We start from the raw sequence: 18,673 nt of genomic DNA, 5'->3' as shown, positions 1-18,673 counted from the left end.
ACGGATGAGCCTCGCTTCGCCCTCCTCCCAGATCGTCCGACTTCCCTCCATCGCACTGCTGGGGGCCGGCTCCATGGGGCGCGCGATCCTCAGCGGACTGCTCGCACCGACGGTGTCGGTGGAGGGTGGCATCCGAGTGACGAACCGCTCGGCGTCGCGCGCCGCCGAGCTCGACGGCACCCCGGGCGTCACCGCTCTGGCCACCGACGATGATCCCGACGCCAACCGCAAGGCGGTGGCCGGAGCCGCAATCGTGCTCGTGGCCGTGAAGCCCGCGATGGTGCCGGCGCTGCTCGACGAGATCGCCGACACGTTGGAGGAGGGCGCGGTGGTGGTGAGCGTGGCCGCTGGCGTGACCGTGGCGACCTTCGAGGAGCACCTGCCTGCCTCGGTCGCCGTCATCCGCTCGATGCCGAACACGCCGGCCGTGGTGGGAAAGGCGGTCACCGGACTCTCGGCGGGTACGCGCTCGACGGCGGAGGAGCTCGCCCTGGTGCGGTCGCTCTTCGAGACGGTGGGGACTGTGGTGGAGGTGCCGGAATCACAGCTCGATGCTCTCAGCACCATCTCCGGCTCGGGCCCCGCCTACGTGTATCTGTTGATAGAGGCGCTCACCGAGGCTGCTGTGCAGAAGGGGTTCACCGAGGCGCAGGCGGCCGAGCTCGTGAACGGCACGTTCGCGGGGTCGACCGAGCTGCTCGTGGCCTCGGGCAAGTCGCCCACGGAGCTGCGGGTGCAGGTGACGAGCCCGAAGGGCACCACCGAGCGCGCCCTCGCGGTGCTGCAGGAGGCCGCGCTGCCGCAGCTCTTCGCCCGAGCCACCGACGCCGCCCTGGCCCGAGCCCGGGAACTGGCCGCCGGCTGAGCCGTGCCGGTCTGGGGATGGGGCGCGGCTCAGGGTTCGAAGCGGGCGTCGCGGGCGAGCATCGCGGCCTGCAGTCGCGAGGAGCAGCCGAGCTTGGCGAGCACGCGGCTCACGTGGGTCTTGGCGGTGGTCTCCTCGATCACGAGGCGCTCGGCGATGCCCTGATTGCTGAGGCCGTCGGCGAGGCAGCCGAGCACGTCGCGCTCGCGAGCGGTGAGGTCGGCGAACGGGGCCGGTGCCACCGCGGCGCGGCGCGCGTCGGGTGGCAGCGTGTCGGCGGGCCGCCGGTCGGCTGTAGGCACTTCGGGGGCAGGGGCCACGGCCACGGCCGCATCCACGGCGGCAGCGGTGGCGGCTGCGCGGAGCACGCGGCGGGTCACCTCGGGCGAGAGCATCCCCTCGCCGACGGCCGCCCGCTGCACCGCCGCGATGACCGTCGCCGCATCCGAGGTCTTCACGAGGAAGCCCGCCGCCCCCGCCCGGATCGCCCCGAACACGTACTCGTCGAGGTCGAAGGTGGTGAGCACGATCACCTCGGCGAGCCCCTCCGCCACGATTCGGCGGGTGGCCTCGATGCCGTCGGTGCCGGGCATCCGCACGTCCATGAGCACGACGTCGGGCCGCAGGTCTCGCGCGAGTCGCACGCCCTCCTCGCCGTCTCCCGCCTCGCCCACGACGGCGATGTCGCCGGCCGTCTCGAGCATCATCCGCAATCCGCCGCGGATCATCGCGTGATCGTCGACGAGCAGCACCCCGATCACGCGCGACCTCCGAGGGTGCGGGTGGGGAACTCGGCGTGCACGATCCACTCGCCCTCGGACGGCCCGGCCATGAAGACGCCGCCGAGCGCCAGAGTCCTCTCGCGCATGGTCACGATCCCGAGCCCGCCGCCCCGGGATCGCCCGGTCGCCGCGACCCCTGCCCTGCCACCCGCTTCGGGGTGCGGGGCGAGTGGGTTGCGGGACTCCACCACGAGGCGCTCGCCGGCGGGGTCGTCGCGGAGGGCGACGGTCACGGGCAGGCCGGTGGCGTGCTTGCCCGCGTTCACGATCGACTCCTGCACGATGCGGTACGCCGCCTGCTCGACCGCGGTCGGCGGCCCCACCCTGGCGAACGACCAGGGCGGGTCGACCCGCACGTCGATCCCCGCTCGCCGCGACGCCTCCGCGAGCTCGCCGAGGCGCTCGAGCCCGGGTGCTGTGGCGAGCGGATCGGCGTCGCCGTCGCGCAGCAGCCCGATCATCTGACGCATCTCCCCGAGCGATCGCACGGCCGACTCCCGCACCACGGCGAGGCTCTCGCGGTCGCGCTCGGCGTCGGCGGGATGCGCGAGACTCGCCTCGGCGCGGATGGCGATGACCGAGAGCTGCCCCGCGATCGTGTCGTGGAGGTCGCGCGCCATGCGTGCCCGTTCTGCGCGCACGGCGTCGTCGCGGTCGGCGGCGGCCACGCGCTCGAGGGCGTCGGCGCGATCCCGTTCGAGATCGGCCCGCTCGCGTTCGAACTCGGCGGCGCGGGCGGCCAGCTCGGCGAGCTCGCCCTTCTGCACCACGTTGAGCGCCCACCACACGGGCACGAGCAGCAGTGCGACCGTCTGCAGCGCGAGCAGCACCGCGACCTGCAGCGAGGCTCCGAGGAGGAGGGGCACCACGCCCACCGCCACCACGGCCGCCACGGCTCCCCGCACCACGAACCGGCGCCGACACTCCGTCGTGTAGGCGGTCGCGGCGTAGAGGAGGTCGAACAGCACCACGATCATGGCGACGCTGCCGCCGAGCCCCCAGTCGACCACCACGGCGGCGACGCCCACGAGCAGCATCGAGATCGGCCGCCGCCGCTTGAGGAGCATCGCCCCGCAGCCCACCGCGAGCGGCACGAGGTGCACCCAGGGCGAGACGTCGTCGCCGAGCCAGCGCGGCGCATCCGACCACACCCCGCTCGAACCGAGCGCGACCAGCAGCACCCCGAGCGCGAACACGACCCCTGCCGCCAGCGCATCCTCCCCCCGCGCCCCGACCCCCCGCGCCTCCGCGGTCGCACTGGAAGAGGCGGATCCGCCGGGCGGGGTGGTGGATGCGTCGCGTGGGGTGGGGATGCCGGGCGGGGCGGTGGGGCCGTCGGGTGGGGTGGGGGTGCCGCCGGGCGGGGTGGGGGGCTCGCTCCGGGGGGTCATGTCCGCCATCCCATCACAGGGCCTGCCGGGGCGCATCCTCCGAAGGATGGAGGAGGTGCCGTCCGGGGCGATCGGCGATGGCATGCCGGTGTGGGAGATGCTTCGTTCGGCCGACGACAGCGGGCCCGGGTGGCGCGAGCCTGGGTGCATGAGCATCGAACTCCTCGGATCCCTCGCCGTCCTGGCCCTCATCGACAGCACCAGCTTCGGCACCCTGCTCATCCCGATCTGGCTCATGATGGCCCCCGGTCGCATCCGGCCCGGCCGCGTGATCGTGTTCCTCGGCACGGTCGGCGTGTTCTATCTGGGGGTCGGGATCGCCCTGCTCACCGGGGCGCGAGCGCTCACCGGGGCGCTCGGCGGCGAGGTGGAGTCGCTGCTCGAGAGTCCCGTGGTGCGCGGGGTGCAGCTCGTGCTGGGCGTGGGGCTGCTCGTGCTGAGCTTCGGCATCGACTCACCGAAGCGCCGCGCCCGCGCCTCGGGCGCCGAGCCGGGTCGCGTGCACCGCTGGCGCGAGCGCGCCATGGGCACGAGCGAGGAGATGCCCGCGGGTGCGCCATCGCGGGTCGCCGTCGCGCCCGCCGCCGGGCTGCTCAGCCTCATGGGGCTCGCGCTCGCCGCGGCCGCCATCGAGGTCGGCAGCATGATCCCCTACCTCGCCGGCATCGGCCTCATCAGCACCTCGGGCCTCACCTGGCCCACCGCGGGTGTGCTCCTCGCCGCTTACTGCGCCGTCATGATCCTGCCCGCACTCGTTCTGCTGACCGCACGCATCGTGGCGGCCCGCGCCGTGGAACCCGTGCTCTCCCGCCTCAGCGCGTGGATGACGAAGCACGCCGCCTCCACCACCGCCTGGATCGTCGGCATCGTGGGCTTCCTCATCGCCCGAGACGCCGCCATCGCCCTCGGCCTCTTCGGTGAGCTGAGCAAGCTCGGCAGCTGAGCGAGCTCGGCACCTGAGTACCTGAGCGCCGAGCGCACCCGCGCAGCTAGCTCCCGATCGCCGCGAACACCTCGATGTCGGACGACTTGCCCGACACGATGATGAGATCGTGATTCGACACCACGGTCGTCTCCGTCGCATACGTGAACGGCTTGCCGGGGCTCTTCACTCCCACGACGGTCACGTGGTACTTCGACCGCACCCCCGACTCCGTGAGGTTGAGCCCCCGGATCGGCTTCGGCGGATACATCTTCACGAGAGCGAAGTCGTCGTCGAACTCGATGAAGTCGAGCATGCGCCCCGACACGAGGTGCGCCACCCGCTCGCCGGCCTCGGCCTCGGGGTAGATGACGTGGTTGGCGCCGATCCGCTCGAGGATCTTGCCGTGCGAGCGCGAGATCGCCTTCGCCCAGATCTGCGGGATGCGCAGATCGACGAGGTTCGCCGTGATGAGCACCGACGCCTCGATCGAGGAGCCCACCGCCACCACAGCCACCTGGAAGTCGGCGGCACCGATCTGCCGCAGCGCCTCGACGTTCTTCGCATCCGCCTGCACGGTGTGCGTCACACGCTCCGACCATTTCTGCACGAGACGCTCGTCCTCGTCGATGGCGAGGACCTCCCGACCGAGCCGATCGAGCTCTCCCGCCGTGGCCGCGCCGAAGCGGCCGAGGCCGATGACGAGCACGGGTGCGTCGTGCTTGATGCGATCAACCAACGATGGGCCTCTCTTCCGGGCGCTTGTACAGCTGCTGCCGCTGGCTCGCTGCCAGGGCGGCGGCAAGAGTCACAGTACCAACGCGGCCCATGAACATGGTGGCCGCCATGATGTAGACGCCCTCATCCGGCAACGACGCCGTGAGCCCCGTGGTGAGCCCCGAGGTTGCGAACGCCGAGATCACGTCGAACAGCACGAAGTCGAGCGGCGCCTTCGAGATCTGCAGGATGAGCACGCTCGAGACCGCCACGGTCGTGGCCCCCCACAGCACCACCGAGACACCGAGCCGCAGCACGTCGCCCGGGATGCGGCGACCGAACGACTCCATGTCCTGCACACCGCGCGCCTCGGCGAAGGCCGCGAGGAACAGCACGGCCAGGGTCGTGACCTTGATGCCGCCCGCTGTCGACGCCGATCCGCCTCCGATGAACATGAGCATGTCGGTCACGAGCAGACTCGACCCGTTGAGGTCGGCGATGTCGATGGTGGAGAAGCCGCCGGAACGCGTCATGACCGAGAGGAAGAAGCTCTGGAACACGGTGTCGGCGGCGTCGAGCGTTCCGAAGGTCTCGGGATTGTCGAACTCGAGGATGATGTAGAGCGCGGCTCCCGCCACGATCAGCAGCGCACTCGTCACGAGGGTGAGCTTGACGTGCACCGACCAGCGCACGCGCATCTCGGGCCCGTGCCCCTTCGTGCGCTTGCGCCACGCGCCGAGGCTGCGGGCGAGCGCGTAGATCACGGGGAAGCCGATGGCGCCGAGGAAGACGCCGACCATGAGGATGCCGAGGAAGAAGTAGTCGTCGGCGAACGGCGTGAGCCCCTCGGCGTTGGGCGCGAAGCCCGTGTTCGTGAAGGCCATGGCCGAGTAGTAGAGGCTGTGCCAGACCGCCTCGCCCAGCTCGATGCCGTCGATGAGCATGCGGGGCAGCAGCAGTGCCGCGATCACGAGCTCGATCACGAGGGCGCTGATGGCCACGGTCGCGAGCAGCGAGCCGATCTCGCCGAGCCGCACGGCCTGACCCTCGGCGACGGGGCCGTGGTGCATGCGGAGCGGGTTGGTGTCGCTCGCCGCGATGAGGCGGGCGCGCAGCCCGAGCCGGCGGGAGATGACGAGCCCGAGGATGCTCGCCAGGGTGAGCACGCCGAGGGCTCCGATCTGCACGCCGATGTAGACGACGACGTGCCCGAAGACCGACCAGTGCGTGGCCATGTCGACGGTGGAGAGCCCCGTGACGCAGATGACCGAGACCGCTGTGAAGAGGGCGTCGGCGAAACCCGTGGCCTTGCCGGAGGCGCTCGAGACCGGCAGCGAGAAGAGGATCGTGAAGATCACGATGAGGCTCGCGAAGATGAGGATCGCGAACCGGGACGGCGACTTCTCCGAGAACTCGCGCATGCCCTGGCGCACCCGCCCCGCCCAGGTGCGGCTGCGATTGAAGGGGTTGCGGCCGACGACGGTGCTGCGGATGCTCATCCCAGTTCCTCGCTTCGGCCGGGCATCGGCGCCGCCAGTCGGCCGCCCTCGGTGAACGCTGCAATGCTACCCGGAGGTGGCGCGGATGAGGGGCCACCCCACTACCCTTGGGGAATGGCCGACATCTTCTCCGTGATCGCCGACCCCACACGGCGCCAGCTCCTGTCGCTGCTGCTCGAGAGGTACGTCTCCACCGACCAGGTGAGCGCCTCCGGAGCGGGTGACGGCGAGTTCAGCGTCTCCGAGCTCGTGGCGCAGCTGGAGCTGAGCCAGCCGACCGTGTCGAAGCACCTCAAGGTGCTGCGCGACAACGGTCTCGTGGCGGTCCGCGAGGAGGGCCAGCACCGCTTCTACAAGATCGACGTGTCGCCGCTCGAGGATGTGGAGGACTGGCTCATCCCCTTCCTCTCGGCCGATTTCGACACGGCGGAGGAGGACGAGCTCTGGGACAACGCCTCGGATGCCGTCAAGTCGGCTGCCGCCGCGTTCGGCCAGAACGTGGGTCGCCGCGCCGCCGCCACCTCGTACGCCGTGAAGACCGTGGCCGACGACCTGGTGTCGAAGCTCCGCCGCTGAGCTCGCTCCACCACGCACCGGGGGCGCTCCGCACCGGTTTCGTGTGCGGTTCATCGATGTGACCTGAGTGACTGCTGTTGCCGCTGAGGGTGCCTGGGCCCTATAGTTTCGCCATGACCCAAGACCTCGACGACGTGCGCTTCCTCACCGTCGCCGAGGTGGCCGAGATGATGCGTGTCTCGAAGATGACGGTCTACCGCCTCGTGCATGCCGGTGAGCTGCCCGCCATCCGCTTCGGCCGATCCTTCCGGGTGCCCGAATCCGCCGTGGCCTCCGCCGTCAGCAAGCACATCGCCGATTCGGCCTGACGCGGCCTGCTACACTTCTCCGAGGCTCTTCAGCCTTCTGACCGCCGGAACTGCGCGGTCTTCCCTGATACGTGTGAGGTTTGTGTGGGTTCTGTAATCAAGAAGCGTCGCAAGCGCATGGCGAAGAAGAAGCACCGCAAGCTGCTTCGCAAGACTCGCCACCAGCGTCGCAACAAGAAGTAGCGCCAGACTCACGTCTCGCGCGCTACGCGAGCAGAGCGCCAGGTTCCGACCTGGCGCTTTTTGCTTTGCCGGCGCACGATCTCTCTATGGCATCTCCCGAGTTCTGCGCCACCCTGGTCGTCCGCGATGCGGTGACCAAGCTCGACGCGCTCGCGATCGTGTCCCTCGCGGTCGACCGGCCGGTGTCGGGGGCTCGCACGGTGCATCCGTTCATCGAGCTCGAGGGCGGGGCGCGGGTGGAGATCGAGATCCCCAGGTTCGGTGAGCCACCGCCGCTCGCGCTCGACGTGTACTCCACGCTGAGCTTCGACCACGCCGCGATGAGCGCGCTCGCGCTGCTCTCGCGCCTCGAGGCGACGACGGCCTGGACGGTCAAGCCCGACTTCACGCTCTGAGCGGCCGGCTCGCTAGGCTGGCAGCGTGCCCACGCCCGTCGCCCTCGCCCTCATCGGCAAGCCGGGTTGCCACCTGTGCGATGACGCCCGCGCGGTGGTGAGCGGAGTGATCGCCGACCTCGGCGACGCCGTCTCGGTCGAGATCACGGAGCTGTCGATCCTCGAGAACCCCGCCCTCATGGACGAGTTCGCCGAGGAGATCCCGGTCGTCATGATCGACGGCCGCGTGCACACCATCTGGCGGGTCGATGAGGCCCGTCTCCGAACCGCCCTGCTGGAGGCCTCCGCATGATCCGCCACATCGTCGCCTGGAAGCTCGCCGCCACCGATCCCGACCAGAAGGCCGCCGATGCGGCCGAGATCGTGCGGGTGCTCTCGGCCCTCCGCGACACCGTGCCCTCGGTGAAGGCGCTGAACGTGGGCGCGAACATGGCGTACTTCGAGAAGAACTGGGATGTCGTGCTCGTGGCCGACTACGAGACGCTCGCCGATCTCGATGCCTACCAGACGCATCCGGAGCATGTGGCGGCGGCGCCGGTGGTGGCCGCGCGGGTCTCCGATCGCGCCTCGGTCGACATCGAGATCTGACGTCGTGGCCCGATAACTACAGAAATGAAGAGGACCGACGCCCTATACGGGGTCGGTCCTCTTCATTCTGTTACTTACCGGGGCTACGGGGTGAGGCGCGTCGGCCCGCGGAACAGGTAGACGACCTCGCGCAGGTTGGTCTGGTGCAGCATGAGCATGAGCACCCGCGAGAGCCCCATGCCGAACCCGCCGTGCGGCGGCACGCCGTAGCGGAAGAAGTCGAGGTAGAAGTCGAGCTCCTCGGGGTCGAGCCCCTTCTCGCGCGCCTGCTCGATGAGCACCTCCACGCGGTGCTCGCGCTGGGCACCGGTCGAGATCTCGACGCCGTTGTAGATGAGGTCGTAGCTGTTCGTGAGCCCCGCGTCGCCCTCGTGGCGCATGTGGTAGAACGGCCGGATGCTCGAGGCGTAGTCGGTGAGGAACACGAAGTCGTGCCCGAACGTCTCCTTGACGTAGGCGGCGATCTGGCGCTCGCCCTCCGGGTCCATGTCGTCGTCCTCGCGCGGCACGACGTACCCGCGGTCGGCCACGATCTGCTTCGCCTCGGCGAGCGGGATGCGCGGGAACGGCTGGGTGGGCACCTCGACGTCGACGTCGAAGAGAGCCTTGATCTCCGCGCCGTGCTTCTCCTTGACCGCGCGGAGACCGGCGACCATGAGCTCCTCGTGCAGCTGCATGACGTCTTCGTGCGAGTCGATCCAGGAGATCTCGGCGTCGACACTCGTGAACTCGGTGGCGTGACGGCTCGTGAACGAGGGGTCGGCGCGGAACGCGGGCCCGACCTCGAAGACCTTGCCAAAGCCGGCCGGCTGCGCCATCTGCTTGAAGAACTGCGGGCTCTGCGCGAGGTAGGCCTTGCCCTCGAAGTAGTCGACCTCGAAGAGCTCGGCGCGCGACTCGCTGGCCGAGGCCATGAGCTTGGGGGTGTGGATCTCGATGAAGTCGTGCTCGACCCAGTAGGTGCGCCAGGCGTGCTCGAGCGTGGTCTGCACGCGGAACACGAGGTTCTGCTCGGGGCGGCGCAGGTCGAGGAAGCGCCAGTCCATGCGCTTGTCGACACCGGAGTCGGGCGCGATCGGCGTCTCGGGGATGGCCGCGGTCACGACCTCGAGGGCGGTGAGCTTGACCTCGATGCCGCCGAGCTTCACGCGCTCGTCGTGCTTGAGTTCGCCGGCCACCGTGATGAAGGAGCCCTGCGCGAGGCTCGAGATCGTCTCGGAGATCGCCTCGGTCTCGTCGGTGCGCGGGTTCACGAGCTGCACGGCCCCGGACTCGTCGCGCAACACGACGAACTGCACCTTCTTCTGGTCGCGAACGGTGTCGACCCAGCCCGAGACGACGACGGGGCCGGCTTCGAGGGCGGAGAGGTTCTTGACGAGGGTGCGGGAGCGGGGTTCAGTCACGGTAGAGGAGTCTACCGGGCGGGCGCGCCGTGCCCCGAGGGCCTGGCGTGCCCGGCGGCCGGTGAGCTCAGACTCGGTTGGCTCAGACCCGGCGGGTGGGCAGACGGTGGTAGCCGTCGATGCCGATGGCGCGGATGGTCGCTGCGATGCCGGCGACGGAGACGAGGGCGAAAGCGGAGAGGGTGATGATGGTCATGGTCGGTGCCTTTCTTCCTCTCTATTGCAGCTGCTATGACTGTTCAGCACAATCACGGAGTTCTACACGTCTCGTGTAGCTGAGCTACATGATCCCGTTCTCGGCGGTTACACGGCGACCGCGATCGTAGACTGGATGGGTGCCCGCCGCCCAGCTCCATCTCGTCCGTCACGGTGAAGTCTTCAACCCCGACGAAGTGCTCTACGGGCGCCTGCCGAACTTCGGCCTCTCCGAGCTCGGGCACCGCATGGCCGGAGCGGCCGCCGACGACCTCCTCGCCCGCAACCGCCCGGTGAGCGCGCTCTACACATCTCCTCTGCAGCGGGCGCGCGAATCGGGTCAGCCGATCGCGCAGGCCTTCGAGCTCTCGCCGCGCATCGAGGAGCGGATCATCGAGCCCACGAACGCGTTCGAGGGTCGCCGCATGAAGGGCAAGGGCGGGGCGCTCCGGGATCCGCGTATGTGGCGCTACCTCTACAACCCGTGGAAGCCGGCATGGGGCGAGGCGTTCTCGAGCGTCTCCGCGCGCATGCTCGCGGCCATGAACGCCGCCTTCGACGTCGCAGCCGCTTCCGCCGCCGCTGAGGGCGATGAGGATCACGGGGACGTCATCATGGTCAGCCACCAGCTCCCGATCTGGATGGCGCACCGCACGATCGTGGGGGAGCGCCTGCCGCACGACCCGCGCAAGCGCCGCTGCGCCCTCTCGAGCATCACCACGTTCGAACGCCGCGACGGCCGCTTCGTGGAGGTCGGCTACTCCGACCCCGGCGCACCGCTCGCGGCCACGGCGCTCGACGTCGGGGCGGTGTGACCGGCATGCGCATGCGTTCGCGCGGGATCCGCGTGGCACTGGCGGCGACGCTGGCCGCCACGGCCCTCGTGCTCGCCGGGTGCTCGAACGATCCGCTCGCCGAGCAGTACCGCGAGGGCAGCAACAAGGGCTACATCTCGGGCGACGGGGTCGTGACCGAGTTCGCCGAGTCGGAGCGCACCGATCCGATCGCCTTCGAGGGCGTCGACGAGTCGGGTGAGCAGGTCTCCTCCGACGACTACGCAGGCCAGGTGCTCGTGCTCAACTTCTGGTACGCCGGATGCGCGCCGTGCCGTGCCGAGGCACCTCTGCTCGAGGAGGCCAACGCCGAGTTCGCCGGCCGTGGGGCCTCGTTCCTCGGGGTGAACGTGCGCGACCAGGCCTCCACTGCCGCCTCGTTCTCGAAGACGTTCGACATCACCTACCCGTCGGTGGTCGACACCGACGGCGCGATGCAGCTGGCCTTCGCGGGCAAGGCCGCGGCCAACGCCGTGCCGACCACCCTCATCCTCGACACCGAGGGTCGGGTCGCCGCTCGCATCCTGGGTCAGGTCAAGGATGCGTCGATCCTCGAGACGCTCATCGAGTCGAATCTGCCGGATGGTGCGGATGGCGCGGATTCCAGCGACTCCGGGTCGACCGATTCCGGGTCGACGGGCGAGCCCACCGAACCGGCTGAGCCCACCGCACCGGCCGAAGCCGACTGACAGTGGACAATCCCTTCGCCGAGATCGTGCTGAGCGGTCAGCTGCTGCTCGCCGTTCCGGTAGCCCTGCTCGCGGGGCTCGTGTCGTTCGCGTCGCCGTGCGTGCTGCCACTCGTGCCCGGATACCTCGGCTACGTGGGCGGCATCTCCGAGGCGGGGCGCGCATCGGTGGGCAGTCGTGCCGGATCCGGCGCCGCCGGTATCGCAGGCACCGCCGACGCCGCCGCGAGCGAGAGATCCGCCAGGCGAGCCGGTCGTCGGCGCATGCTGCTCGGCGTGGCCCTCTTCATCCTGGGCTTCTCGCTCATCTTCCTCGCCTACTCGGCCGTGTTCGGCACCCTCGGCTTCTGGCTGCTGCAGTGGCAGGACACCATCACCCGCGTCATGGGCGCCGTGGTGATCGTGCTCGGTCTCGTGTTCATCGGCCAGTTCAGCTTTCTGCAGCGCACGTTCAAGCCGAGCTGGCGGCCCGCGACGGGCCTCGTGGGCGCACCCCTGCTGGGCATCGTGTTCGGGCTCGGCTGGACCCCGTGCATCGGCCCGACGCTCAGCGCCATCCAGGCTCTCGGCCTCACGAGCGGCTCCGCGTGGAGCTCCGTGCTGCTCGGCCTCTTCTACTGCATCGGGCTCGGCGTGCCGTTCGTGCTCGTGGCTCTCGGCTTCGAATGGGTCGCGGGATCCGTCGCATTCCTCAAGCGGCATATCCGCGCCATCAACATCATCGGCGGCGTGATGCTCGTCGTGATCGGAGTGCTCATGGTCACCGGCCTCTGGACCCTCTGGATCTACGAGCTGCAGGCGGTGATCACCGGTTTTGTCACGCCCATCTGATCACTACGACTCCGCCGAGGTCGTGCAGCCCCGGCTCGGACCCGTGGGCTGGCTGCGCTGGTTCTGGCGGCAGCTCACGAGCATGCGCACGGCGCTGTTCCTGCTCCTGCTCCTCGCACTCGCCGCCGTGCCCGGATCGCTCGTGCCGCAGCGGGCCGCGGATCCGAACGGCGTCACCCAGTACTTCGTCGACAACCCCGACCTCGCTCCCGTGCTCGACCAGGTGCAGGCCTTCGACGTCTACACCTCGGTGTGGTTCTCCTCCATCTACCTGCTGCTGTTCGTGTCGCTCATCGGCTGCGTCATCCCGCGCACCAAGCACCACCTCGACGCGCTGCGGGCCAAGCCCCCGCGCACGCCGGCGCGCCTGTCGCGCCTTGCGGGGTTCACGACGCGCGACGTCGAGGGGAGCTCTGCCGCCTCCGTCATCGACTCGGCCAAGACGCTGCTCAAGCGGCAGCGCTATCGCACGGTCGTGTTCACGAACGTCGACAAGCGCACCGGCCAGGAGGTCGTCTCGGTCTCGGCCGAGCGCGGCTACATGCGCGAGACCGGAAACCTCGTGTTCCACTCCGCGCTCGTCGGCATCCTCCTCGCGGTGGGCATCGGCGGCGGCTTCGGCTACAGCGGGCAGCGCGTGATCGTGGAGGGGCAGACCTTCGTCAACACCCTCCTCGCCTACGACTCCTTCAATCCCGGCCGCTTCTTCGACGACAGCGGACTCGATCCGTACTCCATCACCCTCGACCAGTTCGACGCCACCTACGAGACCCAGCCGAACAACGCCTTCGGCCAGCCGCTCGATTACACGGCCTCGGTGACGACGTCGGAGGACGGCCAGGAGTCCGAGGCCGCCATCAAGGTCAACGAACCGCTCAAGATCGGCGGCACCGACGTCTTCCTGCTGGGCAACGGCTACGCGCCCACCATCACGGTGCGCGATCCGCAGGGCGAGGTGGTGTTCACGGATGCCGTTCCGTTCCTGCCCCAGGACTCCAACCTCACCTCGCTCGGCGTCATCAAGGTGCCGGACGGCCTCGACGAGCAGGTCGGGCTCATCGGGTTCTTCTACCCCACGCAGGCCGAGTCGAGCACGGGCGCCTACTACTCCTCCTTCCCGTCACTCGAGTACCCGGTGCTCACGCTCAACGTGTACGACGGCGATCTGGGCCTCGACGAGGGTGTGCCCGCATCCGTCTACTCGCTCGACACCGACTCGATGAACCAGCTCACGGGCGGATCGACCGGGGTCGACTCCATTGAGCTCGCACCAGGCCAGACCGCCGACCTGCCGAACGGGCTCGGCACGGTGAGCCTCGACGAGGTCAAGAGGTTCGCCTCGTTCGACGTGCACCACGACGCCACGCAGGGGTGGGTGCTGCTGTTCGCCATCCTGGTGCTCGCGGGGCTGCTGACGTCGCTGTTCATCCCGCGGCGCCGGCTGTGGGTGAAGGCGACCTCGCGGGCCGACGGCACCGTGCAGGTCGAGTACGCCGGACTCGCCCGCGGCGACGACCCCCGGCTCGACGAGGCCGTGGCCACGCTCGCGTCACGGCATGCCGCGCAGTTCCCGTCGGCTGCGAGCTCGTCGGATCCCTCCACCACCCCCGAAATCAAGGCTTAGGCTCTTCCTGTGACGCAAACGCTCGATGATCTCTCCCTCATCCTGATCTACTCGGCCATGGGGGTGTACGCGCTGGCCTTCATCGCGTTCACGCTCGACCTGGCGCGTCGGTCGTCGACGGTGAAGAAGGCCGTCGTGGCCGAGGTGCCTGTGGCGGTGGGGGCCGGGGGTGTGGGCGCCTCCGGAGCCGGTGCGTCCGGTGCCGGTGCCGGTGCGGGTGACGCCGACTCGTCGCTGCTGTCGCTCGAGGGGCGCGACTCCTCCGGTCGTCGGTCGCTCGCGCTGCGGCTCGGCGTGGTGTTCACGGTGCTCGCGTTCGTCATCCAGCTCGTCGCCGTCGTGCTGCGCGGCATCGCGGCCGCCCGGGTGCCGTGGGCCAACATGTACGAGTTCTCCATCACGGGCACCGTGCTCATCGTGGCGGTGTTCCTCGTGCTGCTCCTGCGCGAAGACCTGCGGTTCCTCGGCACCTTCGTGACGGGCCTGGTGCTCGTGCTGCTCGGCGTCTCGACCATCAACTACTACGTGGCGATCTCGCCGTTGCCGCCTGCACTGCAGTCGGCGTGGCTCGTCATCCACGTGCTCGTGGCCATCCTGGGTACGGCGTTCTTCGCTCTCGGTGGTGCGCTCTCGATCGTGCAGCTGCTGCAGACGAAGGGCGACGCCATGGGGCGGCTCGGCAGCGCGCTGCGACTGCGTTTCCTGCGCACGCTGCCCGACGCCGACACCCTCGAGCGGCTCGCCTACCGGGTGAACATCGTGGGCTTCGTGTTCTGGACCTTCACGCTCATCGCCGGTGCCATCTGGGCCGAGCGCGCGTGGGGCCGGTACTGGGGCTGGGACACCAAGGAGGTCTGGACCTTCATCATCTGGACCATCTACGCGGGCTACATCCACGCGCGGGCCACACGCGGGTGGCGCGGGTCGCGGTCGGCGTGGCTGGCGATCGTGGGTTTCGCGGCCGTGCTGTTCAACTTCGGTGTGGTGAACGTGTTCTTCAAGGGCCTGCACGCCTACTCGGGGCTGTAGACCGCCCCTTTCGGCTCTGTGTCCGCAGTGCTCGCGTCAGAGGAGGGCGTGCACGCGGGTGATGCGGGCGCGCCACCACGTGTCGCGGTTGGGGTCGGCGCTCTGGGCCGCCAGGAGGGCGGGGTCGGGCGTGACGCGCTCGACCGGGATGCTGCCGCCGCGGGGCCGCAGGCTGCGCTCGGCGCTCACGACGTCTGCCTCGAAGAGGTCGACGGTGGCGAGCCCGCAGTCGTAGGGCAGCTCGGGTAGCGCCGCGGCGAGGTGCGCGCCCATCGCGATGCCGATCGAGCTCTCGAGGGCAGACGAGATCACGGCGGGGAGGCCCGCCTCGGCCACCACGTCGAGCGCCCGTCGGATGCCTCCGAGCGGTTGCGCCTTCACCACGAGGAGGTCGGCGGCGCCCGCGCGGGCGACCGCGAGCGGATCCTCGGCCTTGCGCACGCTCTCGTCGGCCGCCACCGGGATGCCGAGGTACTTCGTGCGGCGGCGCAGCTCGGCGAGCTCCTCCACGCTCGCGCACGGCTGCTCGAGGTACTCGAGGTCGAACTCGGCGAGGCGGTGCACGGCGTGCTCGGCCTCGTCGAGGTTCCAGCCGCCGTTGGCGTCGAGGCGGATGCGACCCTCCGGCCCCAGCAGCTCGCGCACGCGGGCGATGCGCTGCACGTCGTCGTCGAGGGTCTGGCCGCTCTCGGCGACCTTGACCTTCACGGTGCGGCAGCCGTCGTAGTGGGCGAGAACGCGCTCCACGTCGTGGGCGGCGACGGCGGGGAGCGTGGCGTTCACCGGGATGCTCGTGCGGATCGGTGCCGGAGGCGTCGACCAGCCGAACTCCAGTGCTGCGCGGAGCCAGGCGGCGGCTTCCTCGTCTGCGTATTCGGGGAAGGGGGAGAACTCGGTCCAGCCCTCCGACCCCTCGAACAGGGCGATCTCGCGCACGGTCTGGCCGCGGAAGCGGGTGTGCAGGGGGAGTGCCACCACGTGCAGGCGGTCGAGCAGGTCGGCGAGCGGGGGGAGGGGGGTGTCGGTGTCGCGATCGTCGGCGGTGGTGGTCACGTCGGTGTCGCGTTCGTCGTCCTGCACTCCACAAGTGTCGCCCCGCGCACATCCATCCACAATCCCGCTCGGCCATGGGGGCTTCCCTGTGGGGCGCGTACCCTTGCAGCATGAGCGATCGCACCACCGTCTCCGACATCTTCGACCCGGCCGAGTGGGTCGTGGCGCCGGGTTCCGAGGGGTTCACCGACATCACCTACCACCTCGACCACGCGAGCCAGGTGGCGCGCATCGCCTTCGACCGGCCCGAGGTGCGCAATGCCTTCCGGCCCAAGACGGTCGACGAGCTCTACGCCGCGCTCGACGATGCGCGGCAGAACCCGCGCGTCGGGGCGGTGCTGCTCACGGGAAACGGGCCGAGCCCGCGCGACGGCGGGTGGGCGTTCTGCAGCGGGGGTGACCAGCGCATCCGGGGTCGAGACGGCTACAAGTACTCCGACGAGGAGACGGCGGCCGGCATCGACACGGCGCGGGCCGGGCGGCTGCACATCCTCGAGGTGCAGCGGCTCATCCGCTTCATGCCCAAGGTCGTCATCGCGGTGGTGCCCGGGTGGGCGGCCGGGGGCGGGCACTCGCTGCACGCCATCTGCGACCTCACCATCGCGTCGGCCGAGCACGGCCGGTTCAAGCAGACGGATGCGGATGTGGGGTCGTTCGACGCCGGCTACGGCAGCGCCTACTACGCGAAGCAGATCGGGCAGAAGTTCGCGCGCGAGGTCTTCTTCCTCGCCGAGGAGTACAGCGCGCAGCGGGCCTACGAGATGGGGGCGGTCAACAAGGTGGTGCCGCACGCCGAGCTCGAGACCGAGGCGCTCGCCTGGGCGCGCATCGTGCTCGGCAAGTCGCCGACGGCCATCCGCATGCTCAAGTACGCGTTCAATGCGGTCGACGACGGGCTCGTGGGGCAGCAGATCTTCGCGGGCGAGGCCACCCGCCTGGCCTACGCGAGCGACGAGGCCGTGGAGGGCCGCGACTCCTTCCTCGAGAAGCGCGACCCCGACTGGTCGTCCTTCCCCTACCACTTCTGATGCCCACCCCAGCGGTGATGGCGGTCGCGGCGATGCCGGTGGCACCGGTCGCCGTAGGTGCGATGGTGCGCGTGCGGGTGGCGCCCGCCGCAGCGCCGGCGGTGGCTGGGGCGGTGCGGTCGTGAGCCGGCGGCTCGAGGTCATCGACGGGTCTGACCCCGGTGTGGTCGAGCGTGAGCTCCGGCGCGCGCTGGCGAATGACGGCTCGGCGATCCTTCCGCGCGATGCTTCCGTGACCCCACCGCGAGACCAGCCGAGCGATCCCGCAAGCGGATCGACGAGCACCGCGGTGGCCGACGTTCCGGCAGCTGGCGGGCGTGGTGCGGCCAATAACCGCGGGGCAGATCGTGCGCGCAGCGCGGGTGACGAGCGCGTGGTGGGTCGTGGGGGCGGTGTCCGGGAGGGCGACGTCCATGGGGGCGGGCGCGGGGTGGGGCTGCCGGGGGAGGTGGCTAAGCGGGTGTCGGTGGTGATCGAGACGTCGGGGTCGTCGGGGGAGCCGAAGCGGGTGGCGCTGAGCTCTGATGCGCTGCTGGCGTCGGCCGGGGCCACCGAGGCCGCGCTCGGCGGCCCGGGGCAGTGGCTGCTCGCCCTGCCGACGCACTACATCGCGGGGGTGCAGGTGCTCGTGCGCTCGATCGTGGCGTCGACGAGGCCGGTCATCCACCCGCGAGGTCACTTCTCCGTCGAGACGTTCGTCGACCTCGCCGCTCAGCTCGACGCCCCCCTGCGCTTCACGTCGCTCGTGCCCGCCCAGCTGCTGCGGCTCGTGGAGGCGGCCGAGGCCGACGCCCGCATCCGCTCGGCCGTGGCCCGCTTCGACGCGGTGCTCGTGGGTGGGCAGGCGCTGCCTGAGCTGCTGGGGGAGCGCGCGAGCGGGCTGGGGATCCGGGTGGTGCGCACGTACGGCTCGAGCGAGACGGCGGGCGGCTGCGTCTACGACGGCGTGCCGATCGGGCGGACGACGGCGCGCATGGTGGGCGGCGAGATCGAGCTCTCGGGGCCGACGCTGGCCGAGGGCTACCTCGGCGACGACGAGCTGACCGCCGAGCGCTTCCACACCGAGGTCGATGGGCGCTGGTACCGCACGGGGGACACCGGGACGGTGGTCGACGGGGTGGTGCGCGTCTCTGGCCGCAAGGACAACGTGATCATCTCTGGCGGAGTGAAGGTGTCGCTCGACCTCGTGGAGCGCCTCGTGCAGAGTGTCCCCGGCTTCGAGCAGGCCGTGGTGGTCCCGCGCGCGAGCGAGCGCTGGGGTCAGGTGAGCGAGCTCGTGCTCGAAACCGGCGAAGGAGCAGGCTCTGGTGCTGGTGCTGGTGCTGGTGCTGGTGCCGCGGGCGCGGGTGGTGGCGGTGCGGGTGGCGATGATGGCGCAGGTGGGCGTAGCGGTGCGCGCGGTGACAATGGCGCAGGCGCAGGCGCAGGTGGTGGCGCGGGCGCGGGCGCAGGCGCAGGTGCAGGTGGTGGTGGCGGTGTGGGTGTGCGGGGGCCCGACAGTGCGCTCGAGGCGGTGAGGGCCGTCGTGATCGAGGCGGCCGGGCGGGCCGCGGCGCCTGCCGGGCTCACTCAGGTGCAGGCCCTGCCGCGCCTCGCCTCGGGCAAGCCCGACCGCGCCACCCTCGCCCGCTGGTTCGAGACTCCCCGCCCCTGAACCGACGACCCCACCTCTGCCCGTTGGTGCGAGACGCCCCGCCCCTGAGCCGCCACCACCCGTCCTCGCCCGCCGGTTCGACCCCCCATCCCTGAACCGACGACCCCGC

Annotated in this window: 21 protein-coding genes; 15 read left to right on the top strand and 6 right to left on the bottom strand. The window is 70.3% G+C overall.

Going from position 1 to position 18,673, the window contains the following annotated elements; genetic code table 11:
• Positions 1–4: 4 nt before the first annotated feature.
• Positions 5–865 (top strand): pyrroline-5-carboxylate reductase, encoded by an 861-nt coding sequence (gene proC / locus ACEXQC_RS15845; RefSeq protein ID WP_374824485.1) that lies wholly within the window; start codon positions 5–7, stop codon positions 863–865.
• 29 nt (positions 866–894) lie between these two features.
• On the opposite strand, the gene ACEXQC_RS15840 is transcribed toward proC, so the two are convergent.
• Complete coding sequence (locus ACEXQC_RS15840) at positions 895–1,626, bottom strand: response regulator (RefSeq protein ID WP_374824482.1); 732 nt, start codon at positions 1,624–1,626, stop codon at positions 895–897.
• Positions 1,623–3,038 carry a sensor histidine kinase gene (locus ACEXQC_RS15835; protein ID WP_374824480.1) on the bottom strand — a complete coding sequence of 472 codons (1,416 nt, stop codon included), beginning with the start codon at positions 3,036–3,038 and terminating at the stop codon, positions 1,623–1,625. The genes ACEXQC_RS15840 and ACEXQC_RS15835 overlap by 4 nt, the downstream gene beginning before the upstream one ends.
• Positions 3,039–3,186: 148 nt before the next feature.
• Between ACEXQC_RS15835 and ACEXQC_RS15830 the strand changes: the two genes are divergently transcribed.
• Positions 3,187–3,981 carry a GAP family protein gene (locus ACEXQC_RS15830; protein ID WP_374824478.1) on the top strand — a complete coding sequence of 265 codons (795 nt, stop codon included), beginning with the start codon at positions 3,187–3,189 and terminating at the stop codon, positions 3,979–3,981.
• 46 nt (positions 3,982–4,027) lie between these two features.
• Here ACEXQC_RS15830 and ACEXQC_RS15825 read toward each other — a convergent pair whose 3' ends face one another.
• The gene (locus tag ACEXQC_RS15825) at positions 4,028–4,699 is read right to left on the bottom strand and encodes a potassium channel family protein (RefSeq protein WP_374824475.1); all 672 of its coding nucleotides are present in this window, start codon (positions 4,697–4,699) and stop codon (positions 4,028–4,030) included.
• Positions 4,692–6,098, bottom strand: coding sequence for a TrkH family potassium uptake protein (locus ACEXQC_RS15820; RefSeq protein WP_374824889.1), 1,407 nt, complete (start codon positions 6,096–6,098; stop codon positions 4,692–4,694). Before ACEXQC_RS15820 ends, ACEXQC_RS15825 begins: the two co-directional genes overlap by 8 nt.
• Positions 6,099–6,290: 192 nt before the next feature.
• Here ACEXQC_RS15820 and ACEXQC_RS15815 point away from each other — a divergent pair, with 192 nt between their 5' ends.
• The 6 genes from ACEXQC_RS15815 to ACEXQC_RS15790 all read left to right on the top strand — a co-directional run bounded on the left by ACEXQC_RS15815 (position 6,291) and on the right by ACEXQC_RS15790 (position 8,226).
• Positions 6,291–6,752 (top strand): ArsR/SmtB family transcription factor, encoded by a 462-nt coding sequence (locus ACEXQC_RS15815; protein ID WP_374824472.1) that lies wholly within the window; start codon positions 6,291–6,293, stop codon positions 6,750–6,752.
• Positions 6,753–6,865: 113 nt separating this feature from the next.
• Positions 6,866–7,060, top strand: a complete 195-nt coding sequence (locus ACEXQC_RS15810; RefSeq protein ID WP_374824469.1) for a helix-turn-helix domain-containing protein — start codon at positions 6,866–6,868, stop codon at positions 7,058–7,060.
• Positions 7,061–7,144: 84 nt separating this feature from the next.
• Positions 7,145–7,243 carry a 30S ribosomal protein bS22 gene (locus ACEXQC_RS15805; RefSeq protein ID WP_003792170.1) on the top strand — a complete coding sequence of 33 codons (99 nt, stop codon included), beginning with the start codon at positions 7,145–7,147 and terminating at the stop codon, positions 7,241–7,243.
• 86 nt (positions 7,244–7,329) lie between these two features.
• Positions 7,330–7,638 carry a hypothetical protein gene (locus tag ACEXQC_RS15800; RefSeq protein WP_374824466.1) on the top strand — a complete coding sequence of 103 codons (309 nt, stop codon included), beginning with the start codon at positions 7,330–7,332 and terminating at the stop codon, positions 7,636–7,638.
• Between the two features lie 25 nt (positions 7,639–7,663).
• Positions 7,664–7,930, top strand: a complete 267-nt coding sequence (locus ACEXQC_RS15795) for a glutaredoxin family protein (RefSeq protein ID WP_374824463.1) — start codon at positions 7,664–7,666, stop codon at positions 7,928–7,930.
• On the top strand, positions 7,927–8,226 hold the full coding sequence (locus ACEXQC_RS15790; RefSeq protein WP_374824460.1) for a Dabb family protein: 300 nt from the start codon (positions 7,927–7,929) through the stop codon (positions 8,224–8,226). Before ACEXQC_RS15795 ends, ACEXQC_RS15790 begins: the two co-directional genes overlap by 4 nt.
• 83 nt (positions 8,227–8,309) lie before the next feature.
• Here the strand turns inward: ACEXQC_RS15790 and aspS are convergent, their stop codons facing one another.
• Entirely contained in the window at positions 8,310–9,629 is a 1,320-nt protein-coding gene (aspS, locus tag ACEXQC_RS15785) for an aspartate--tRNA(Asn) ligase (protein WP_374824457.1), read from the bottom strand.
• 335 nt (positions 9,630–9,964) lie between these two features.
• Between aspS and ACEXQC_RS15780 the strand changes: the two genes are divergently transcribed.
• Genes ACEXQC_RS15780 through ccsB form a run of 5 tightly spaced genes read left to right on the top strand, consistent with a single transcriptional unit; the run spans position 9,965 to position 14,829 of the window.
• Positions 9,965–10,639 (top strand): histidine phosphatase family protein, encoded by a 675-nt coding sequence (locus tag ACEXQC_RS15780; RefSeq protein WP_374824454.1) that lies wholly within the window; start codon positions 9,965–9,967, stop codon positions 10,637–10,639.
• 11 nt (positions 10,640–10,650) lie between these two features.
• Positions 10,651–11,346: a TlpA disulfide reductase family protein gene (locus tag ACEXQC_RS15775; protein ID WP_374824451.1), complete on the top strand. Its 696-nt coding sequence runs from the start codon at positions 10,651–10,653 to the stop codon at positions 11,344–11,346.
• Positions 11,347–11,387: 41 nt separating this feature from the next.
• Positions 11,388–12,176 carry a cytochrome c biogenesis CcdA family protein gene (locus ACEXQC_RS15770; protein WP_374824886.1) on the top strand — a complete coding sequence of 263 codons (789 nt, stop codon included), beginning with the start codon at positions 11,388–11,390 and terminating at the stop codon, positions 12,174–12,176.
• Positions 12,160–13,800, top strand: coding sequence for a cytochrome c biogenesis protein ResB (gene resB, locus ACEXQC_RS15765; protein ID WP_374824448.1), 1,641 nt, complete (start codon positions 12,160–12,162; stop codon positions 13,798–13,800). The genes ACEXQC_RS15770 and resB overlap by 17 nt, the downstream gene beginning before the upstream one ends.
• Positions 13,801–13,809: 9 nt before the next feature.
• A complete protein-coding gene (gene ccsB, locus ACEXQC_RS15760) occupies positions 13,810–14,829 on the top strand; it encodes a c-type cytochrome biogenesis protein CcsB (protein ID WP_374824445.1) in 1,020 nt (339 codons plus the stop codon).
• Positions 14,830–14,865: 36 nt separating this feature from the next.
• Here the strand turns inward: ccsB and ACEXQC_RS15755 are convergent, their stop codons facing one another.
• Positions 14,866–15,882 carry an o-succinylbenzoate synthase gene (locus tag ACEXQC_RS15755; protein WP_374824883.1) on the bottom strand — a complete coding sequence of 339 codons (1,017 nt, stop codon included), beginning with the start codon at positions 15,880–15,882 and terminating at the stop codon, positions 14,866–14,868.
• A gap of 110 nt (positions 15,883–15,992) precedes the next feature.
• Between ACEXQC_RS15755 and ACEXQC_RS15750 the strand changes: the two genes are divergently transcribed.
• Together ACEXQC_RS15750 and ACEXQC_RS15745 are read left to right on the top strand one after the other, a co-directional pair.
• Positions 15,993–16,910, top strand: coding sequence for a 1,4-dihydroxy-2-naphthoyl-CoA synthase (locus ACEXQC_RS15750; protein WP_374824442.1), 918 nt, complete (start codon positions 15,993–15,995; stop codon positions 16,908–16,910).
• Between the two features lie 460 nt (positions 16,911–17,370).
• Positions 17,371–18,564, top strand: coding sequence for an AMP-binding protein (locus tag ACEXQC_RS15745; protein WP_374824439.1), 1,194 nt, complete (start codon positions 17,371–17,373; stop codon positions 18,562–18,564).
• Positions 18,565–18,673 lie beyond the last annotated feature (109 nt).

Source organism: Herbiconiux liukaitaii, from assembly GCF_041927495.1.
Classification (GTDB): Bacteria; Actinomycetota; Actinomycetes; order Actinomycetales; family Microbacteriaceae; genus Herbiconiux; species Herbiconiux liukaitaii.
This window is presented reverse-complemented; position numbering and strand designations above follow the sequence as displayed.